Source organism: Microbacterium sediminicola (assembly GCF_039531125.1).
Taxonomy (GTDB): Bacteria; Actinomycetota; Actinomycetes; order Actinomycetales; family Microbacteriaceae; genus Microbacterium; species Microbacterium sediminicola.
Genome location: NZ_BAAAPL010000002.1, coordinates 142,264 through 156,639 on the forward strand (window position 1 = coordinate 142,264; position 14,376 = coordinate 156,639).

A 14,376-nucleotide genomic window follows, 5' to 3' on the forward strand; every position below is an offset into this window, starting at 1 on the left:
TGCAATGATCGATCTGCAGCGCTCACCGATGCGCGCTCCCGCAAGGAAGCAGGAAGCATGATCGATCGCACCATCCTCGTCATCGGCGGCGGGATCGGCGGGCTCTCCGCCGCCATCGCGTTGCGCCAGGAGGGTTTCTCCGTCTCCGTCATCGAGAAGCAGGCCGACCTGCATTCCTCCGTCTACGGCGTCGGCATCATCCAGCCCGCCAATGCGCTGCGCGCTCTCGACGCCATCGGATGCGCACAACCCTGCCTCGACCAGGGCTACGGTGCGGCGGCCTGGGGCAGCATGTACACGGCCGACGGGGAGTTCATCAAAGACATGCCCGGAACCCTCATCGAGAGCTCCGACTACCCGCCCATGAACGGCATCACGCGGCCGCTGCTGCACGAGATCCTCACCACCCGCGCACGCGAGGTGGGCGTCGACATCCGCTATTCGACGTCCTTCGTCTCCCTCGAGCCCGACGCCGACGGGGTCACGGTCGTGTTCGACGACGAGACGAGCGCGCGCTACGACGTGGTCGTCGGGGCCGACGGGGTGCGTTCGCAGGTGCGGCGCTACGTCCTTCCCACAGAACTCACGCCCTCCTACATCGGGCAGTCCGCCTACCGGGTCAACATCCCCCGCGACCCCGAGATCGACCGCATCGTCCTCCAGCCGAGCGAGCACGGGATGTCGGGCTTCGTTCCCATTGCACCCGACCTGGCGTATCTCTTCTTCAACGCGGAGATGGCGCGTGACGCCCGCCCCGCGCAGGAGGACCTCGTCGACGCGCTCATGGCGCATCTCGCGCCGTACGGCGGGCTGACCGGCCGCGTCCGCGACCAGTACATCGCCCACGCCTCGCCCGAGGACGTCGTGCTCCGCCCCGAGGAGTCGCTCATCGCCCCGGCACCCTGGCACCGCGGGCGCATCGTCCTCATCGGCGACGCGGTGCACGCGGTCACCCCGCACCTCGGGCAGGGTGCGGCTCAGGCGATCGAGGATGGCGTGGTGCTCAGCGAAGAACTCGCCGCGCACGACTCCGTCGAGGAAGCCTTCACGGCCTACACCGAGCGCCGGTACGAGCGGTGCAAGCTCGTCGTCGACACGTGCCTGGGCATCGCGGAGTGGGAGAAGGGCACACGCCCCGACTTCGACAACATCGCCGCCACGAACCACGTGCTGAAGGTCTTGGCCGAGCCCTTCTGAGCCGTTGCTAGCATGACGCGCATGCCCCACGCAGAACGGCCGCCCGCAGAGCTGGCGGCCGTTCTGCGCTCGCTCGCATGGACCGTCCACAACGGAATCCCGGATCGCGCGGGCATCGAACCGGTGCCGCGCACCGAGCTCTCGGTGCTCAAAGAGGTGCTCGAACACCCCGGTGCCACGGTCGGCGAACTGTCCCGGATCGTCGGCATGCATCAGCCGAATGTCAGCGCCGCCATCAGGCGTCTGGAGGCGCGCGACCTCGTCCGGTCGGGCAGGAGCGACACCGACCGGCGTGTCAACCGGATCTCTCCCACCGAGCGCGCGTTCGCCGAGCAGACCAGCATCATCGAAACGTGGATGGGATCGCTCGGGGAGGCCTTCGCCACGCTTCCGGACGCGCAGCGCGCGGCCCTGACCGACGCGCTGGGAGGTTTGCAGGCTCTTGACGACGCGCTGCGCGATCGCTCGGGTCCCTCTGCGTGCCGCGATGACTAGGCTCCGCGCGTGACTGCGATCGTCTGGTTCCGCGATGACCTGCGTGTCGGCGACAACCCCGCTCTGACGGCTGCGGTCAACACCGGCGATCCCGTGATCGCGGTGTACGTCCTCGACGAGGTCTCGCCCGGCGTCCGGCCGCTGGGCGGCGCGAGTCGGTGGTGGCTGCATCACTCGCTCTCCTCACTGCGCGCTGATCTGGCAGCGCTCGGCATCCCGCTGGTGCTGCGCCGCGGCGCGGCAGCCTCACGGATCCCCGAGCTCGTCACCGACGCCGACGCCGACGCGGCCTTCTGGAATCGCCGCTACGGGCAACCCGAGCGCGATCTCGACGCCGAGCTGAAGACCCTTCTTCGCGAACGCGGTCTTCGGGTCGACTCATTCGGGGCGTCGCTGCTGTTCGAACCCTGGACTGTGCGCACCGGCGCAGGCGGGCCCTACTCGGTCTTCACGCCGTTCTGGGCGGCATGTCGCGCACTCCCCGCACCCCGCCTTCCCCTGTCACACCCCAGCCCGCTCCCCGGGCCGCGCTCGTCGCCGGAAGGTGACAGCCTCGACGACTGGGGACTTCTCCCCACCGCACCCGACTGGGCCGCGGGACTCACCGCGACGTGGACCCCCGGCGAGAACGCCGCGCGAGCGCGGCTCGAGGAGTTCCTCTCGACCGACCTGCCCGACTACGACGCCGAACGCGACCGCCCCGACCGCGACGTCACGTCGCGACTGTCCCCCCACCTGCGCTGGGGCGAGATCAGCCCGCACCGGGTGTGGCACGACACGCTGCGGCATCCGAGGGCTGCGCACCATCCTGCCGCCGCCCAGAAGTTCCTCTCCGAACTCGGATGGCGCGAGTTCGCCTGGCACACGCTCTTCCACTCCCCCGATCTGGCGACCACGAACTGGAGACCGGCGTTCGATGCCTTCCCCTGGCCGCCCCTCGATGAGGCGGCGCTGCGCGCCTGGCAGCGCGGCGAGACCGGGATCGAACTCGTCGACGCCGGCATGCGCGAACTGTGGCATACCGGCACCATGCACAACCGCGTCCGCATGGTCGTGGCATCTCTCCTCACGAAGAACCTGCTCATCGACTGGCGCGCGGGCGAGCGATGGTTCTGGGACACGCTGGTCGACGCGGATGCCGCATCCAACCCCTTCAGCTGGCAGTGGGTCGCAGGGTCGGGCGCAGATGCAGCACCGTACTTCCGCGTGTTCAACCCCGACCTGCAGGCTCGCAGGTTCGACCCCGACGGCACATACCGCGCGCGGTGGCTCCCCGACGGCCTCCGGCCCGCGCCGATCGTCGACCTCGCGGCCTCCCGCCGCGCAGCGCTCACCGCCTACGACCGCGTGAAAGCGGCAGCGCCGGCGAGAGACTAGACCTCGGGCTCCCCGGAAAGCAGGCCCCGTAACCAGTCGCGGGCCTCGACGAAGACGTCGTCGGCGTACCGCTCGGAGTACCGCACGATGGCGCGGTCGGCGCGGGGGTAGGAGCCGAGATAGGTGACCTTGGGGCTGAAGCGGCGGAGGCCGAGCAGCGCATCCGCCATCCGCTCGTCCTCGATGTGTCCGTCGGCGTCGACGACGAACCGGTACCGCCCGAGGGCATCGCCGATCGGACGCGACGCGAGCAGGCTCAGGTTGATGCCGCGGGTCGCGAACTGCTCGAGCATTTCCAGCAGCGCGCCGGGGTAGTCATCCGGCAGCTCGACCAGCAGCGAGGTCTTGTCCGCACCCGTCGGCGCGGGCGGCGCCACCGTGCGGCTGACCAGCACGAACCGGGTCACCGCGTGTTCGTTGTCGCCGATCCCCTGAGCGAGCAGCTCGAGGTCGTGGTGTTCCAGGATGCCGGGAGCCGCGATGGCGGCATCCGCCTGCGAGTCGCCCTCGATAAGCCCCAGAGCGCTGGCGACATTGGATGCCGCGGGGATGTGCGCGTGCGCCGGAAGCGTGTTCGAGAGCCACCCCAGACACTGCGCATAGGCAACGGGGTGGGCGGCGACCAGGGAGACGTCCTCGAGCGTCGCCCCGGGGCGACCCACCAGGACGAACTCGACGGGAACGAGGTACTCCCCGATGATCCGCAAGCCCGGAACCGTCGCGAGCGCGTCCTGCGCGGTGGAGACGCCACCGTCGACGGAGTTCTCGATGGCGATCATCGCCGCATCTGATCGTCCCTCGACGACGTCGGCGAGCGCCTCGCCGACGTTGCGCACCGGCCGCCAGTTCTGTCCGCGCGCCTCGGGCACCTGCGCGAGGGCCGCCTCGGTGAAGGTTCCCGCGGGCCCGAGGAAGCTGTACGTGCGGCGGGAGGCCGGCACGGGCGGGCTCGCGTTGGTAGTCACGGCCACTCAGCCTAGACCGGGGTGCGGCTCCGTGGCGGGGTGAATTCTCAGCTGCTCCATTCCACCCTCCGGACGTCACCTCAGCGGCCGGAGGAGAAACGAGGCAGACTGGTGCCATGAGTCGCGCAGGATTGCCCGCCGAACCGTCCGACCTCATCGACATCGATGAGCTGATCAACGCGTACTACGACCTGAAGCCGGACGCGTCGATCCCGACGCAGCGGGTCGCTTTCGGAACGAGCGGACACCGCGGCTCGTCGCTCAGCACGAGCTTCAACGAGGACCACATCCTCGCCACCACGCAGGCGATCATCGACTACCGCCGAGCGCAGGGTATTCAGGGGCCCGTGTTCCTCGGCCGCGACACACACGGGCTTTCGCTGCCCGCCGAACGCACCGCGATCGAGGTGCTGGTCGGCAACGACATCGAGTTCTTGGTCGATTCCCGCGACTCGTGGGTGCCGACACCGGCCCTGAGCCACGCGATCCTCGCCTACAACCGTGGGCGCAGCGACCACGACCCTGGTCGCGCTGACGGGATCGTCGTCACACCGAGCCACAACCCTCCGCGCGACGGCGGCTTCAAGTACAACCCGCCCCACGGCGGCCCCGCAGACACCGACGCCACCGGCTGGATCGCGACGCGCGCGAACAAGTTCATCGCTGAGGGAATGGCGGGTGTGCAGCGCACCCCGTTCGCGAACATCGACCGCTCGACGCTGGAGACATACGACTTCCGCGAGTCCTACGTCAGCGATCTGGTCAACATCATCGATCTGGATGCCATCCGCCGCGCCGGCATCCGGATCGGCGCCGATCCCCTCGGCGGAGCATCCGTCGACTACTGGGCCCGCATCGCCGAGATGTACGAACTCGAGATGACGGTCGTCAACCCCGAGGTCGACCCGACGTGGCGCTTCATGACGTTGGACTGGGACGAGAAGATCCGCATGGACCCTTCCTCCCCGTCGGCGATGGCAGCACTGGTAGCCAAGCGGCACGACTACGACCTGCTCACGGGGAACGACGCGGACGCCGATCGGCACGGCATCGTGACGCCCGACGCGGGCCTCATGAACCCTAACCACTTCCTCGCGGTCGCGATCGACTATCTGTTCTCCCACCGAGACGGTTGGTCGAAGGATGCGGCGATCGGCAAGACCCTGGTGTCGTCGATGATCATCGACCATGTCGCCGCATCGCTCGGTCGCACCCTCGTCGAGGTGCCGGTCGGCTTCAAGTGGTTCGTTCCGGGTCTCATCGACGGTTCCGTTGCGTTCGGTGGCGAGGAGTCGGCGGGCGCCTCGTTCCTGCGGTTCGACGGCGGGGTGTGGACCACCGACAAGGACGGCATCATCCTGTGCCTGCTGGCATCCGAGATTCTCGCGGTGACCGGTAAGACTCCCTCGCAGCGCTACGCCGAGCTCGAGGCCGAGTTCGGCGCTTCGGTGTACCAACGCGTGGACGCTCCTGCGACCCCCGCGCAGAAGGCAACGCTGGCGAAGCTGTCGCCGGATGCGGTGACCGCGACCGAGCTCGCCGGGGAGCCGATCATCGCCAAACTCTCCCATGCACCCGGCAACGGCGCGGCGATCGGCGGGCTGAAGGTCCAGACCGAGAGCGCGTGGTTCGCCGCGCGACCCTCCGGCACCGAGGACGTCTACAAGCTCTACGCCGAGTCGCTCAAGGGTGAGGAGCACCTTCGTCAGGTGCAGGAGGAAGCGCGCGCGGTCGTGGCGGCGGCACTCAGCGGGATCTGAATCATCGACTGAGGGCGGCCGCACTCCGCTCAGACTGTGAGCGGGTGTTCGGCCGCGGTCTCGCCGGCCTTGAGGCGGCGGTTCGGGATATCGATGAGAGTGAGAGCCAAGCCCACTGCCATCCACACGATCAGCAGGACCCACTGCTGGGTCGTGCTCGCGTCAGGGAAGTACGAGAGATTTCTCACTAGCGTGGCCGCGGCGCCCGGCGGAAGCCACTGACCGATCGCACCCCAGGGGGAGGCGATGAACTGCACCGGCACCGTCGCCGCCGAGATCGGGTTGGCGATCAGCATCGTGAATGCCGAGCCGACGCCGACGCCGAGCGGGCCGATGAGGCCGGCAATTCCTGTAATGGTCGAGGCGATCGCCCCGACCGACACCGCGAGCCCGAGGGCGTTCAGTCCGAAGCTGCCCTGCAGCGCGCCGAACATGCCCTGCAGGATGCCGGCGAGGACGAACCCCGCGGCCGCCGCGTAGACGACAACCCCGATCGCGCGGCGCAGGCCTCCGCCCTTGACAAGCAGAGTAAGGCCGATGCCGCCGATCATCCCCCCCATAACGAGCGGGAACATTGCCGCCGCCAGCCCCGTCCCGCGCGGATCGGAGGCGGCGAGAGGCACGATGTCGGTGACCTGGACGGTGACATCGGGGATCGTGATCGAGTTCTCCGCGCCTGGAGCGGGGAGCTGGGAAGTTTCACCGGCTTGAACCGCCTGGACGAGTGCCTGCACCTGCGCGGCGGCGGCGGTCTGTGCTGCTGCGATCGAGGACTCGATCATCGCTCGGATCTGGTCATCGATCTGCGTCTGCAGCGTCTGGGCGAGTCCGTCGATCAGTTGGGCGACGGCGGGGTTCGCGGCGGTCGCCTTGAGTACCTCGGGCGCCTCGGTCTGTGAACTCGGCAGGATGACGGCGCCGTAGATCTCGCGCTGCTCCATCCCCGCCACGGCAGCGTCGCGGTCGTCGTAGCGGGTCAGCGCGATCGCGCCATCGGACTGTTCGGCGACAGCATCCGTCACCTCGGACACTTCCTCATCTGTGCCGACGACACCAACCGGAAGATCGTGGGGCGAGGCGGTGACAGCGGGCCAGGCAAAGGCGAGCAGCACGACGCCGACGACGAGGGAGAGCGCGAGCGCGATCGCCACGGCGCGGGGCCACGGGGTGCGAGCGAGCACGGGAGGACGGGAAGTGGACATGGGTACTCCAGGAGAGTTCGGCGACGGACGAATCTGCGGCGGCGCAGGCCGCGAGTGAGCTCCTCGACACGCCTGCCCTGATCTAAAAACGAATATTCGTTCTTTATTATGCGAATCGCCTGCAGATTTGTAAAGTCGAATCACGCCGGCGCGAGGGAGCGATGCACATGCCGAAGATCAGCGAAGAACACCGCGCGCACCGACGGGACGAGATCTTGGATGCCGCCGAGCGGTGCTTCCTGCGCGAGGGCTACCGCCGAGCGTCGATGGCGCACATCATTGCGGAGTCGGGCCTGTCTGCCGGAGCGATCTACAGCTATTTCGCGAGTAAGAACGAACTCGTCCGCGCTGTCGCCGCCCGTGTGCTCGAAGCGCGCACGCTCGACCTGGACAGCGCCGCCGTCGATCGCATCCTGTCCCCCGCAGAAATCGCGCGGACCCTGATCGAGGGGCTCCTCCGCTCAGACCCGACGCCCGTGCTGCTACAGATCTGGGCCGAGGCGAGCCTGGACCCCGAGGTAAAGCTCCTGGCCCAGGACGTGCTCCGTGCCCTGCGCGCGACGGTCACACAGCGCCTCGTCGCTTGGGCAACGGCCTCCACCTCGATCGAGGATCCTGAAGGGTGGGCGATTGCCGCGACGCCCGTCTTGCTCGCCGTCGTTCCGGGATTCGTCGTTCAACGCACCCTTGTCGACGACTTCGAGGCATCAGCGTTCATGAGCGCGCTGCCCTCCCTGATCCGAGCTGAATAAGCTGACCTACGGGCGCTGCGCGCGGCGCCGCACGCGCGGCAGAAAGCTCGCCGCGACGCCCAGGGCGGACCCGACGATCGTGTCGACGAGCCTTTCCACGGCGACCTGCATCGAGCCCGTGTCACCTGTGGCGGCGCCCGTCAGCAGGAGCACGAGTGGGGTGATGAGGATCAGCGCGAGCGCGTAATTGCGCGTGATGACAAGTTCGATGAGGAGCTGCAGCAGCCCGAGCACGACAGCAACCCATATCGGCGTCCACGGCACGAAGGTGAAGGCGAGGTAGAACACCGCGCCCAGCACCGTCCCGACCATGCGGTGGATGCCGCGCCCGACGATCTGCTCACGCTCGACCGAGATCCCCACGACCACGACACCGGCCGCGACGATCCAATACGAACGGACGGGGTCCACGACGATGCCCGCGAGTGCACCGACCGCTGCGACCAGGATCGTGCGTGACAGAAGCGTGAGACCGCGCTCCTCCCAGGCCGGTGCCGGAAGCAGCTCCCGCAGCGGACGCCCGCCCTCGCGATGACGACTCAGGATGATCGGCGAGATGGACAACAGATACGCGAGGACGCACCCACCCGCGATCGCCGCCAGCAGGGGCAGGGTCTCGGTGTCGGGCTTGACCGCGACGACGTGCCCGACCATGCCGTACACGAGGATGAAGAACATGACACCGGGCGGGCCGAGGCTGAAGCCGAAGACGAACACCGCGGCGAGCGCCGCGACAACAACCAAGCCGATCAGGGTCAACGGTGTCGAGGCGCCGAAGACGGCGCCGAGTGCCGCGCAGCCGAGCAGGCCGACCGCGACGAATGGCAGCACCTTCACGCGCTCGATCGGCAGGAGAGCAGCACCGTAGAGCGCCGTGAAAGAGCCCACGGCCGCGAGGTAGCCGATGTGCGGATCACCGAGGGCGGTCGCGATGAGGATCGGCGCCATGAGCGCGATCGCCGCCTGCAGTGCGTGCGGCCACCGCGGCCCGTCGGTCGGCCGCAGGGTGATCAGACTCTTCAACACCTCGTGCATCGGCACAATCCTAGGGAGCGCGCGAGCAGCTCCTCGGATGGGGCAGCTCGTCACGCGACCCACACGAGTTCGAGGGCGCGCGGCGACGCTCTCGGATGGGGGAAGAATAGATCTCATGAGTTGGCTTGTCACCGGCGGTGCCGGCTACATCGGTGCCCACGTCGTCCGCGCGCTCGCCGCGGCGGGCTTGTCCCCCGTCGTGATCGACGACCTCTCCAGCGGCCACGCGGGGTTCGTCCCCGCAGGCGTGCCGTTCGTCCACGGCACGATCCTCAACCGGGGACTTGTCGAATCGACGCTGCGCGAGCACGACGTCGACGGTGTCATCCACGTCGCCGGCTTCAAGTACGCGGGCGTCTCCGTGCAGCGCCCTCTGCACACCTACGCGCAGAACGTCGAGGGCACCCGTATCGTCCTCGAGGCCATGGCGGCCGCGGGAGTCACGAACATCGTGTTCTCCTCCAGCGCCGCCGTGTACGGCACTCCCGATGTCCCGCTCGTGACCGAAGATCTGCCCAAGCGCCCCGCCTCCCCGTACGGCGAGTCGAAGCTCATCGGCGAATGGCTGATCGCCGACCAGGCCCGCGCGACCACCGACTCCGACGCACCCCTGCGCCACACGTCGCTGCGCTACTTCAACGTGGTCGGCTCCGCGGACCCGTCGGTGTACGACACCAGTCCTCACAATCTCTTCCCGATCGTCTTCGAGAAGCTCATCGCCGGGGAGACGCCGCGCATCAACGGCGACGACTACGACACCCCCGACGGCACGAACGTGCGCGACTACGTCCACGTCGGAGATATCGCCGCCGCCCACGTCGTCGCCGCCCAGCGCCTTGCCGCGGGCGAGCCCGTCGAAGCCGCCTACAACCTCGGCTCGCAGAACGGTCTGAGTGTGAAGGAGATCATGGATGCCATGGCCCGGGTCACCGGCGTCTCCTTCACCGCCGAGATCGGGCCCCGACGCCCGGGTGACCCCGACCGCATCGTGGCGACCGGCGAACTGGCCGCCCGCGATCTCGACTGGCAGATGCGCTACACCGTCGATGAAATGGTGCGCACCGGCTGGGAGGCCCGCCGCGCGGCACCTGCCTGAGGGCCTCAGGGACGCGCAACGCGTCCGGGCCGGGCCGGGGGCGGAGCGGTGCTGGCGCGCTGGACAAGCTGAGTCGGCACGATGATGCGTTCACTCGTGTCACCTGTCTCGATCTCGTGCACCAGGGCTTCGAGAGCACGGATGCCGACCCTCTCGAAGTTCTGGTGGATCGTCGTCAACGGCGGTGAGAAGTTCGCGGACTCGCGCATGTCGTCGAACCCCACGACACTGCGATCCTCGGGCACCCGGATGCCGTGCTCCCGGAACGCACGCAGAACACCGAGCGCCATCTCGTCGTTGGATGCGAAGACCGCCGTGACATCATCCCGCTCGGCGAGGATGCACCCCGCGTCATAGCCGGAGTTCGCGCTCCAGTCCCCGCGCAGCACCTCCGGAACTCGCGCCCCCGCGGCCTCAAGGGTGGCGCGCCACGAGTCCCGACGTCGGGTCGCCGAGAACGAGACTGCCGGACCTGAAACGTGCCACACGGTGTCGTGGCCGAGGTCCAGCAAGTGCTGCGTCGCCAAGCGTGCGCCCTGCGCCTGGTCGGTGTCGATGATCGGATAGGGGTATTGACCGCTTGAATCCAGCACGACGATCGGAAGATCGGTCGGCAACTCGACCTGACTGTCGTGGAGGTAGTGGGCTTCCATGATGATGACCACGCCGTCGACCGCGTGCTCGCTCAGCCGGGCGAACGCCGCAGCCACCGCCATAGGAGACGCGGATGCCAGCGGGATGAGCGTGATCGAGTACCCCGCCGATGCCGCACCGGTGGCGATCGCCTCGAGCGACCGCGTGTTCCCGTACGACGACAGCGAGAACATGATCACTCCGATGCTGCCGAATCGCCCCGACCGCAACGCCCGCGCGGCGCGGTTGGGTCGGTAGCCGACTTCGCGCATCGCCGCGAGCACGCGGGCGCGGGTCGCGGGGTCGACGTTCTCAACCTCATTGGCCACTCTCGACACGGTCTGACCGGACACCCCGGCCAGCCGTGCAACGTCCGCCATCGACGCCGGACGGCGCACAGGTCTGGGGGCTTTGGCATCCCCGTTCGGCATCTTCGCTCACCTCAACGATCCATGTTGACGTTGACATGCTACCCAGAGCGGGGCTATGTTTACGTCAACATCGACGCACCAGTCGAGAGAGCATCACAGAAGAGGCTTCGGTTGATGATGACCACAACAGCAGTTCGAGCAGCGGCACCGCGCTCGAAGCGCACCCCGCGGACGCGCTCCCGCAGCGACTGGAGGGGCTGGATCTTCGCCGGTCCGTTCGCGATTGTCTTCACCCTCGTCTTCCTGGCGCCGCTCGTCTACGCCCTCGGGCTGAGCCTGTTCCGGGACCAGCTCATCGGCGGCACCGTTTTCGTCGGCCTCGACAACTACATCGCCGCACTGACTGACGAGCGGTTCTGGAACGGTTTCCTGCGGGTTCTGGTCTTCCTCGTCGTACAGGTGCCGATCATGCTGGGTCTAGCCTTGGCCGCGGCCCTCGCGATCGACAGTGCACGACTACACGCGACCGGCTTTTACCGCATCGTGATCTTCCTTCCCTACGCGGTTCCCGCGGTGGTCGCCGTTCTCATGTGGGGCTACATCTACGGCGATCAGTTCGGTCTCACATCCAATCTCAACGATCTGCTCGGCGGAGACGTCGTCCAGCCGTTCAGCTCGCAATGGATCCTCGTCGCGATCGGCAACATCGTGACCTGGGAGTTCGTCGGCTACAACATGCTGATCTTCTACTCGTCACTGAAGACCATCCCCTCCGAGCTCTACGAGGCGGCCTCCATCGATGGCGCCGGCGCCTGGCGGACGATCTTCTCGATCAAGATCCCGGCCGTTCGCGGGGCGCTGGTGATCGCGACGATCTTCTCGATCATCGGCAGCTTCCAGCTGTTCAACGAGCCGAACATCCTGCAGCCGCTCGCGCCGAACATCATCACGACCTTCTACACGCCCAACATGTACGCCTACAACCTGTCGTTCGCGGGTCAGCAGTACAACTACGCCGCGACCGTGGCGATCATCATGGGCATCATCACCGCGGTGATCGCCTACGTGGTCCAGCTGCGCGGCTCACGGCAGGAGCAGCGATGAACACCCGCACCTACGCGCACACCTCTCCGACGCACAAGCGCAAGTCGCTCGTGCTGACCCTCGTCATGTCGGTGTACCTGCTGTACACCCTCGTGCCGCTGTTCTGGCTGTTCGTCAATGCCTCCAAGACGCAGGAGAACCTGTTCACCACCTTCGGTCTGTGGTTCGGCGGTGACTTCGCCCTCTGGGACAACATCGTCGACACCCTGACTTACAACGACGGCATCTTCGTCCGGTGGCTCGGCAACACGCTGCTGTACGTCGTGGTGGGTGCGGGCGGTGCGACCCTGCTGGCGACGATGGCCGGCTACGGCCTGGCCAAGTACAACTTCAAGGGTCGCAAGATCTACTTCGCCGTGGTGCTGGGCGCGGTCGCCGTGCCGGGAACAGCCCTGGCCGTCCCGACCTTCCTGCTGTTCAGCCAGATGGGGCTGACCAACACCCCGTGGGCGATCATCATCCCCTCGCTCATCAGCCCGTTCGGTCTGTACCTCATCTGGGTCTACGCGACGGATGCTATCCCGACCGAGCTGCTCGAGGCCGCGCGGATGGACGGGGCGAGCGAGATCCGCACCTTCTTCACGATCTCGATCCGCCTGCTGGTCCCCGGCATCGTGACGGTGCTGCTGTTCGCGGTCGTCGCCACCTGGAACAACTACTTCCTGCCGCTCATCATGCTCAGCGACCCGAACTGGTACCCCCTGACGGTGGGCCTGAACCAGTGGAACGCGCAGGCGACCGGCGCCGGCGCGCAACCGATCTACAACCTGGTGCTCACCGGCGCGTTCCTGTCGATCATCCCGATCGTCGTGTCATTCCTGCTGCTGCAGCGGTTCTGGCAGTCGGGGCTCACGGCGGGGAGCGTCAAGGAGTAGCCCAGATCTGGAGCAGCCCGGGAGGCACTGCTTCGTGACACAAGCCCTCTCAGACAGCCCGGAGCGCCCTGCCCCGGTTCCGCAAACAAGGAAGTGGAAGGAACACCATGAAGAAGATGACCACCGGAACGGCGCTTCGTCGCGTCGCCGGAGTCTCGGTCGCGGCGATCGCGGCGGTGTCGCTCGTGGCCTGCTCGTCAGGCGGCAGCAGCAGCGGCGGCGGCTCGGCCGACGACATCGAGGCCGCCCTCGAGGCCGGCGGAGAGATCACCTACTGGGCGTGGGCACCCTCCAGCGCCGACCAGGTCGCGGCGTTCGAGGCGGAGTACCCCAACGTCACGGTCAACCTCGTCAACGCCGGCACCAGCGCCGACCAGTACACCGCGCTGCAGAACGCGATCATGGCGGGGTCGGGTGCCCCGGATGTCGCGCAAATCGAGTACTACGCGATGCCCCAGTTCGCCCTGACCGGCGGCCTCCTCGACCTCACGTCATTCGGCTTCGGCGACCTCGAGGCCGACTATTCGGCGTCCACCTGGGGCTCCGTCGCCCTCGACGGCGGCATCTACGGTCTGCCCCAGGACTCGGGACCCATGGCGATGTTCTACAACGCCACGATCTTCGACGAGTTCGGCCTTGAGGTTCCGACCACGTGGGACGAGTACATCGAGGTCGCGCGTCAGCTGCACGAGGCCGACCCCACGAAGTACATCACCTCGGACTCGGGCGACGCGGGCTTCACGCAGTCGATGATCTGGCAGGCCGGCGGCCGCCCCTACTCGACCACCGACGGCACCGACGTCACGATCGACCTGAACGACGCCGGCGCCACCGAGTGGGCTGAGATGTGGCAGACGTTGATCGACGAGGGCCTGCTCTCCGACATCTCAGGCTGGTCGAACGAGTGGTTCACGGGCCTCGGCAACGGGACGCTCGCAACCCTTGTGACCGGTGCGTGGATGCCGAGCAACTTCGAGTCCTCCGTGCCGCAGTCCGCCGGTGAGTGGCGCGTCGCCCCGATGCCGACCTACGACGGCGGCGAAGCGGTCTCGGCTGAGAACGGCGGAAGCGCGCAGGCTGTGCTCGCCGGCACCGAGAACGCGGCGCTTGCGGCCGGGTTCCTCAAGTGGCTGAACAACTCCGACGAGAGCGTGAACATGTTCGTCGAGACCGGCGGCTTCCCCGCCACGACCGCGACGCTGAACTCCGAAGAGTTCCAGAGCGCAACCTCGGAGTACTTCGGCGGCCAGGCCATCAACGAGGTGCTCGTCGCGGCATCCGAGTCGGTCGGCACCGGCTGGCAGTACCTGCCCTTCCAGGTCTACGCGAACAGCATCTTCAACGACACGGTCGGCGAGGCCTACAACGGTTCGACGACCCTGACCGACGGACTCATGGACTGGCAGGACCAGCTCGTCGAGTACGGCAACAGCCAGGGCTTCTCGGTCAACCAGTAACCCCTCTCCGGGAACGGCGACGCGGCGGGAGGGGGCCAGCTCCCCTCCCGCCGTTCT

The 14,376-nt window shown here is 67.6% G+C and carries 13 protein-coding genes; 9 read left to right on the top strand and 4 right to left on the bottom strand.

What is annotated here, in order from left to right; genetic code table 11:
• Positions 1–57: 57 nt before the first annotated feature.
• Genes ABD206_RS09180 through ABD206_RS09190 form a run of 3 tightly spaced genes read left to right on the top strand, consistent with a single transcriptional unit; the run spans position 58 to position 3,069 of the window.
• On the top strand, positions 58–1,197 hold the full coding sequence (locus ABD206_RS09180) for an FAD-dependent oxidoreductase (protein WP_344071754.1): 1,140 nt from the start codon (positions 58–60) through the stop codon (positions 1,195–1,197).
• A 21-nt stretch (positions 1,198–1,218) separates the two neighbouring features.
• Complete coding sequence (locus ABD206_RS09185) at positions 1,219–1,692, top strand: MarR family winged helix-turn-helix transcriptional regulator (protein WP_344071756.1); 474 nt, start codon at positions 1,219–1,221, stop codon at positions 1,690–1,692.
• 9 nt (positions 1,693–1,701) lie between these two features.
• Positions 1,702–3,069: a cryptochrome/photolyase family protein gene (locus ABD206_RS09190; protein ID WP_344071758.1), complete on the top strand. Its 1,368-nt coding sequence runs from the start codon at positions 1,702–1,704 to the stop codon at positions 3,067–3,069.
• On the opposite strand, the gene pheA is transcribed toward ABD206_RS09190, so the two are convergent.
• Positions 3,066–4,034: a prephenate dehydratase gene (gene pheA, locus ABD206_RS09195; RefSeq protein ID WP_425561188.1), complete on the bottom strand. Its 969-nt coding sequence runs from the start codon at positions 4,032–4,034 to the stop codon at positions 3,066–3,068. The two genes, ABD206_RS09190 and pheA, sit on opposite strands and share 4 nt — an antisense overlap.
• A gap of 116 nt (positions 4,035–4,150) precedes the next feature.
• Here pheA and pgm point away from each other — a divergent pair, with 116 nt between their 5' ends.
• Positions 4,151–5,794 (top strand): phosphoglucomutase (alpha-D-glucose-1,6-bisphosphate-dependent), encoded by a 1,644-nt coding sequence (gene pgm, locus ABD206_RS09200; RefSeq protein WP_344071762.1) that lies wholly within the window; start codon positions 4,151–4,153, stop codon positions 5,792–5,794.
• 29 nt (positions 5,795–5,823) lie between these two features.
• Here pgm and ABD206_RS09205 read toward each other — a convergent pair whose 3' ends face one another.
• Positions 5,824–6,996: an ABC transporter permease gene (locus ABD206_RS09205; protein ID WP_344071764.1), complete on the bottom strand. Its 1,173-nt coding sequence runs from the start codon at positions 6,994–6,996 to the stop codon at positions 5,824–5,826.
• Between the two features lie 167 nt (positions 6,997–7,163).
• Here ABD206_RS09205 and ABD206_RS09210 point away from each other — a divergent pair, with 167 nt between their 5' ends.
• Positions 7,164–7,748 (top strand): TetR/AcrR family transcriptional regulator, encoded by a 585-nt coding sequence (locus tag ABD206_RS09210; protein WP_344071766.1) that lies wholly within the window; start codon positions 7,164–7,166, stop codon positions 7,746–7,748.
• Between the two features lie 6 nt (positions 7,749–7,754).
• Here ABD206_RS09210 and ABD206_RS09215 read toward each other — a convergent pair whose 3' ends face one another.
• The gene (locus tag ABD206_RS09215) at positions 7,755–8,783 is read right to left on the bottom strand and encodes an FUSC family protein (RefSeq protein ID WP_344071768.1); all 1,029 of its coding nucleotides are present in this window, start codon (positions 8,781–8,783) and stop codon (positions 7,755–7,757) included.
• Between the two features lie 115 nt (positions 8,784–8,898).
• Here ABD206_RS09215 and galE point away from each other — a divergent pair, with 115 nt between their 5' ends.
• Complete coding sequence (gene galE / locus ABD206_RS09220; RefSeq protein WP_344071770.1) at positions 8,899–9,879, top strand: UDP-glucose 4-epimerase GalE; 981 nt, start codon at positions 8,899–8,901, stop codon at positions 9,877–9,879.
• Between the two features lie 5 nt (positions 9,880–9,884).
• Here galE and ABD206_RS09225 read toward each other — a convergent pair whose 3' ends face one another.
• Complete coding sequence (locus ABD206_RS09225; RefSeq protein ID WP_425561189.1) at positions 9,885–10,892, bottom strand: LacI family DNA-binding transcriptional regulator; 1,008 nt, start codon at positions 10,890–10,892, stop codon at positions 9,885–9,887.
• A 168-nt stretch (positions 10,893–11,060) separates the two neighbouring features.
• Between ABD206_RS09225 and ABD206_RS09230 the strand changes: the two genes are divergently transcribed.
• From ABD206_RS09230 to ABD206_RS09240, 3 genes are all read left to right on the top strand, one after another.
• Positions 11,061–11,987 (top strand): carbohydrate ABC transporter permease, encoded by a 927-nt coding sequence (locus ABD206_RS09230; protein ID WP_344071773.1) that lies wholly within the window; start codon positions 11,061–11,063, stop codon positions 11,985–11,987.
• Entirely contained in the window at positions 11,984–12,862 is an 879-nt protein-coding gene (locus tag ABD206_RS09235; RefSeq protein WP_344071775.1) for a carbohydrate ABC transporter permease, read from the top strand. The genes ABD206_RS09230 and ABD206_RS09235 overlap by 4 nt, the downstream gene beginning before the upstream one ends.
• A gap of 107 nt (positions 12,863–12,969) precedes the next feature.
• Complete coding sequence (locus ABD206_RS09240; protein ID WP_425561190.1) at positions 12,970–14,319, top strand: ABC transporter substrate-binding protein; 1,350 nt, start codon at positions 12,970–12,972, stop codon at positions 14,317–14,319.
• Positions 14,320–14,376 lie beyond the last annotated feature (57 nt).

What these genes read in the sequence shown, in the direction of transcription:
- ABD206_RS09205 (WP_344071764.1), bottom strand. Translation starts at nt 6,996, where the DNA reads ATGTCCACTTCCCGTCCTCCCGTGCTCGCTCGCACCCCGTGGCCCCGC.
- ABD206_RS09230 (WP_344071773.1), top strand. Translation starts at nt 11,061, where the DNA reads ATGACCACAACAGCAGTTCGAGCAGCGGCACCGCGCTCGAAGCGCACC.
- ABD206_RS09225 (WP_425561189.1), bottom strand. Translation starts at nt 10,892, where the DNA reads ATGGCGGACGTTGCACGGCTGGCCGGGGTGTCCGGTCAGACCGTGTCG.
- ABD206_RS09235 (WP_344071775.1), top strand. Translation starts at nt 11,984, where the DNA reads ATGAACACCCGCACCTACGCGCACACCTCTCCGACGCACAAGCGCAAG.
- ABD206_RS09185 (WP_344071756.1), top strand. Translation starts at nt 1,219, where the DNA reads ATGCCCCACGCAGAACGGCCGCCCGCAGAGCTGGCGGCCGTTCTGCGC.
- ABD206_RS09180 (WP_344071754.1), top strand. Translation starts at nt 58, where the DNA reads ATGATCGATCGCACCATCCTCGTCATCGGCGGCGGGATCGGCGGGCTC.
- pgm (WP_344071762.1), top strand. Translation starts at nt 4,151, where the DNA reads ATGAGTCGCGCAGGATTGCCCGCCGAACCGTCCGACCTCATCGACATC.
- ABD206_RS09240 (WP_425561190.1), top strand. Translation starts at nt 12,970, where the DNA reads ATGAAGAAGATGACCACCGGAACGGCGCTTCGTCGCGTCGCCGGAGTC.
- galE (WP_344071770.1), top strand. Translation starts at nt 8,899, where the DNA reads ATGAGTTGGCTTGTCACCGGCGGTGCCGGCTACATCGGTGCCCACGTC.
- ABD206_RS09210 (WP_344071766.1), top strand. Translation starts at nt 7,164, where the DNA reads ATGCCGAAGATCAGCGAAGAACACCGCGCGCACCGACGGGACGAGATC.
- ABD206_RS09215 (WP_344071768.1), bottom strand. Translation starts at nt 8,783, where the DNA reads ATGCACGAGGTGTTGAAGAGTCTGATCACCCTGCGGCCGACCGACGGG.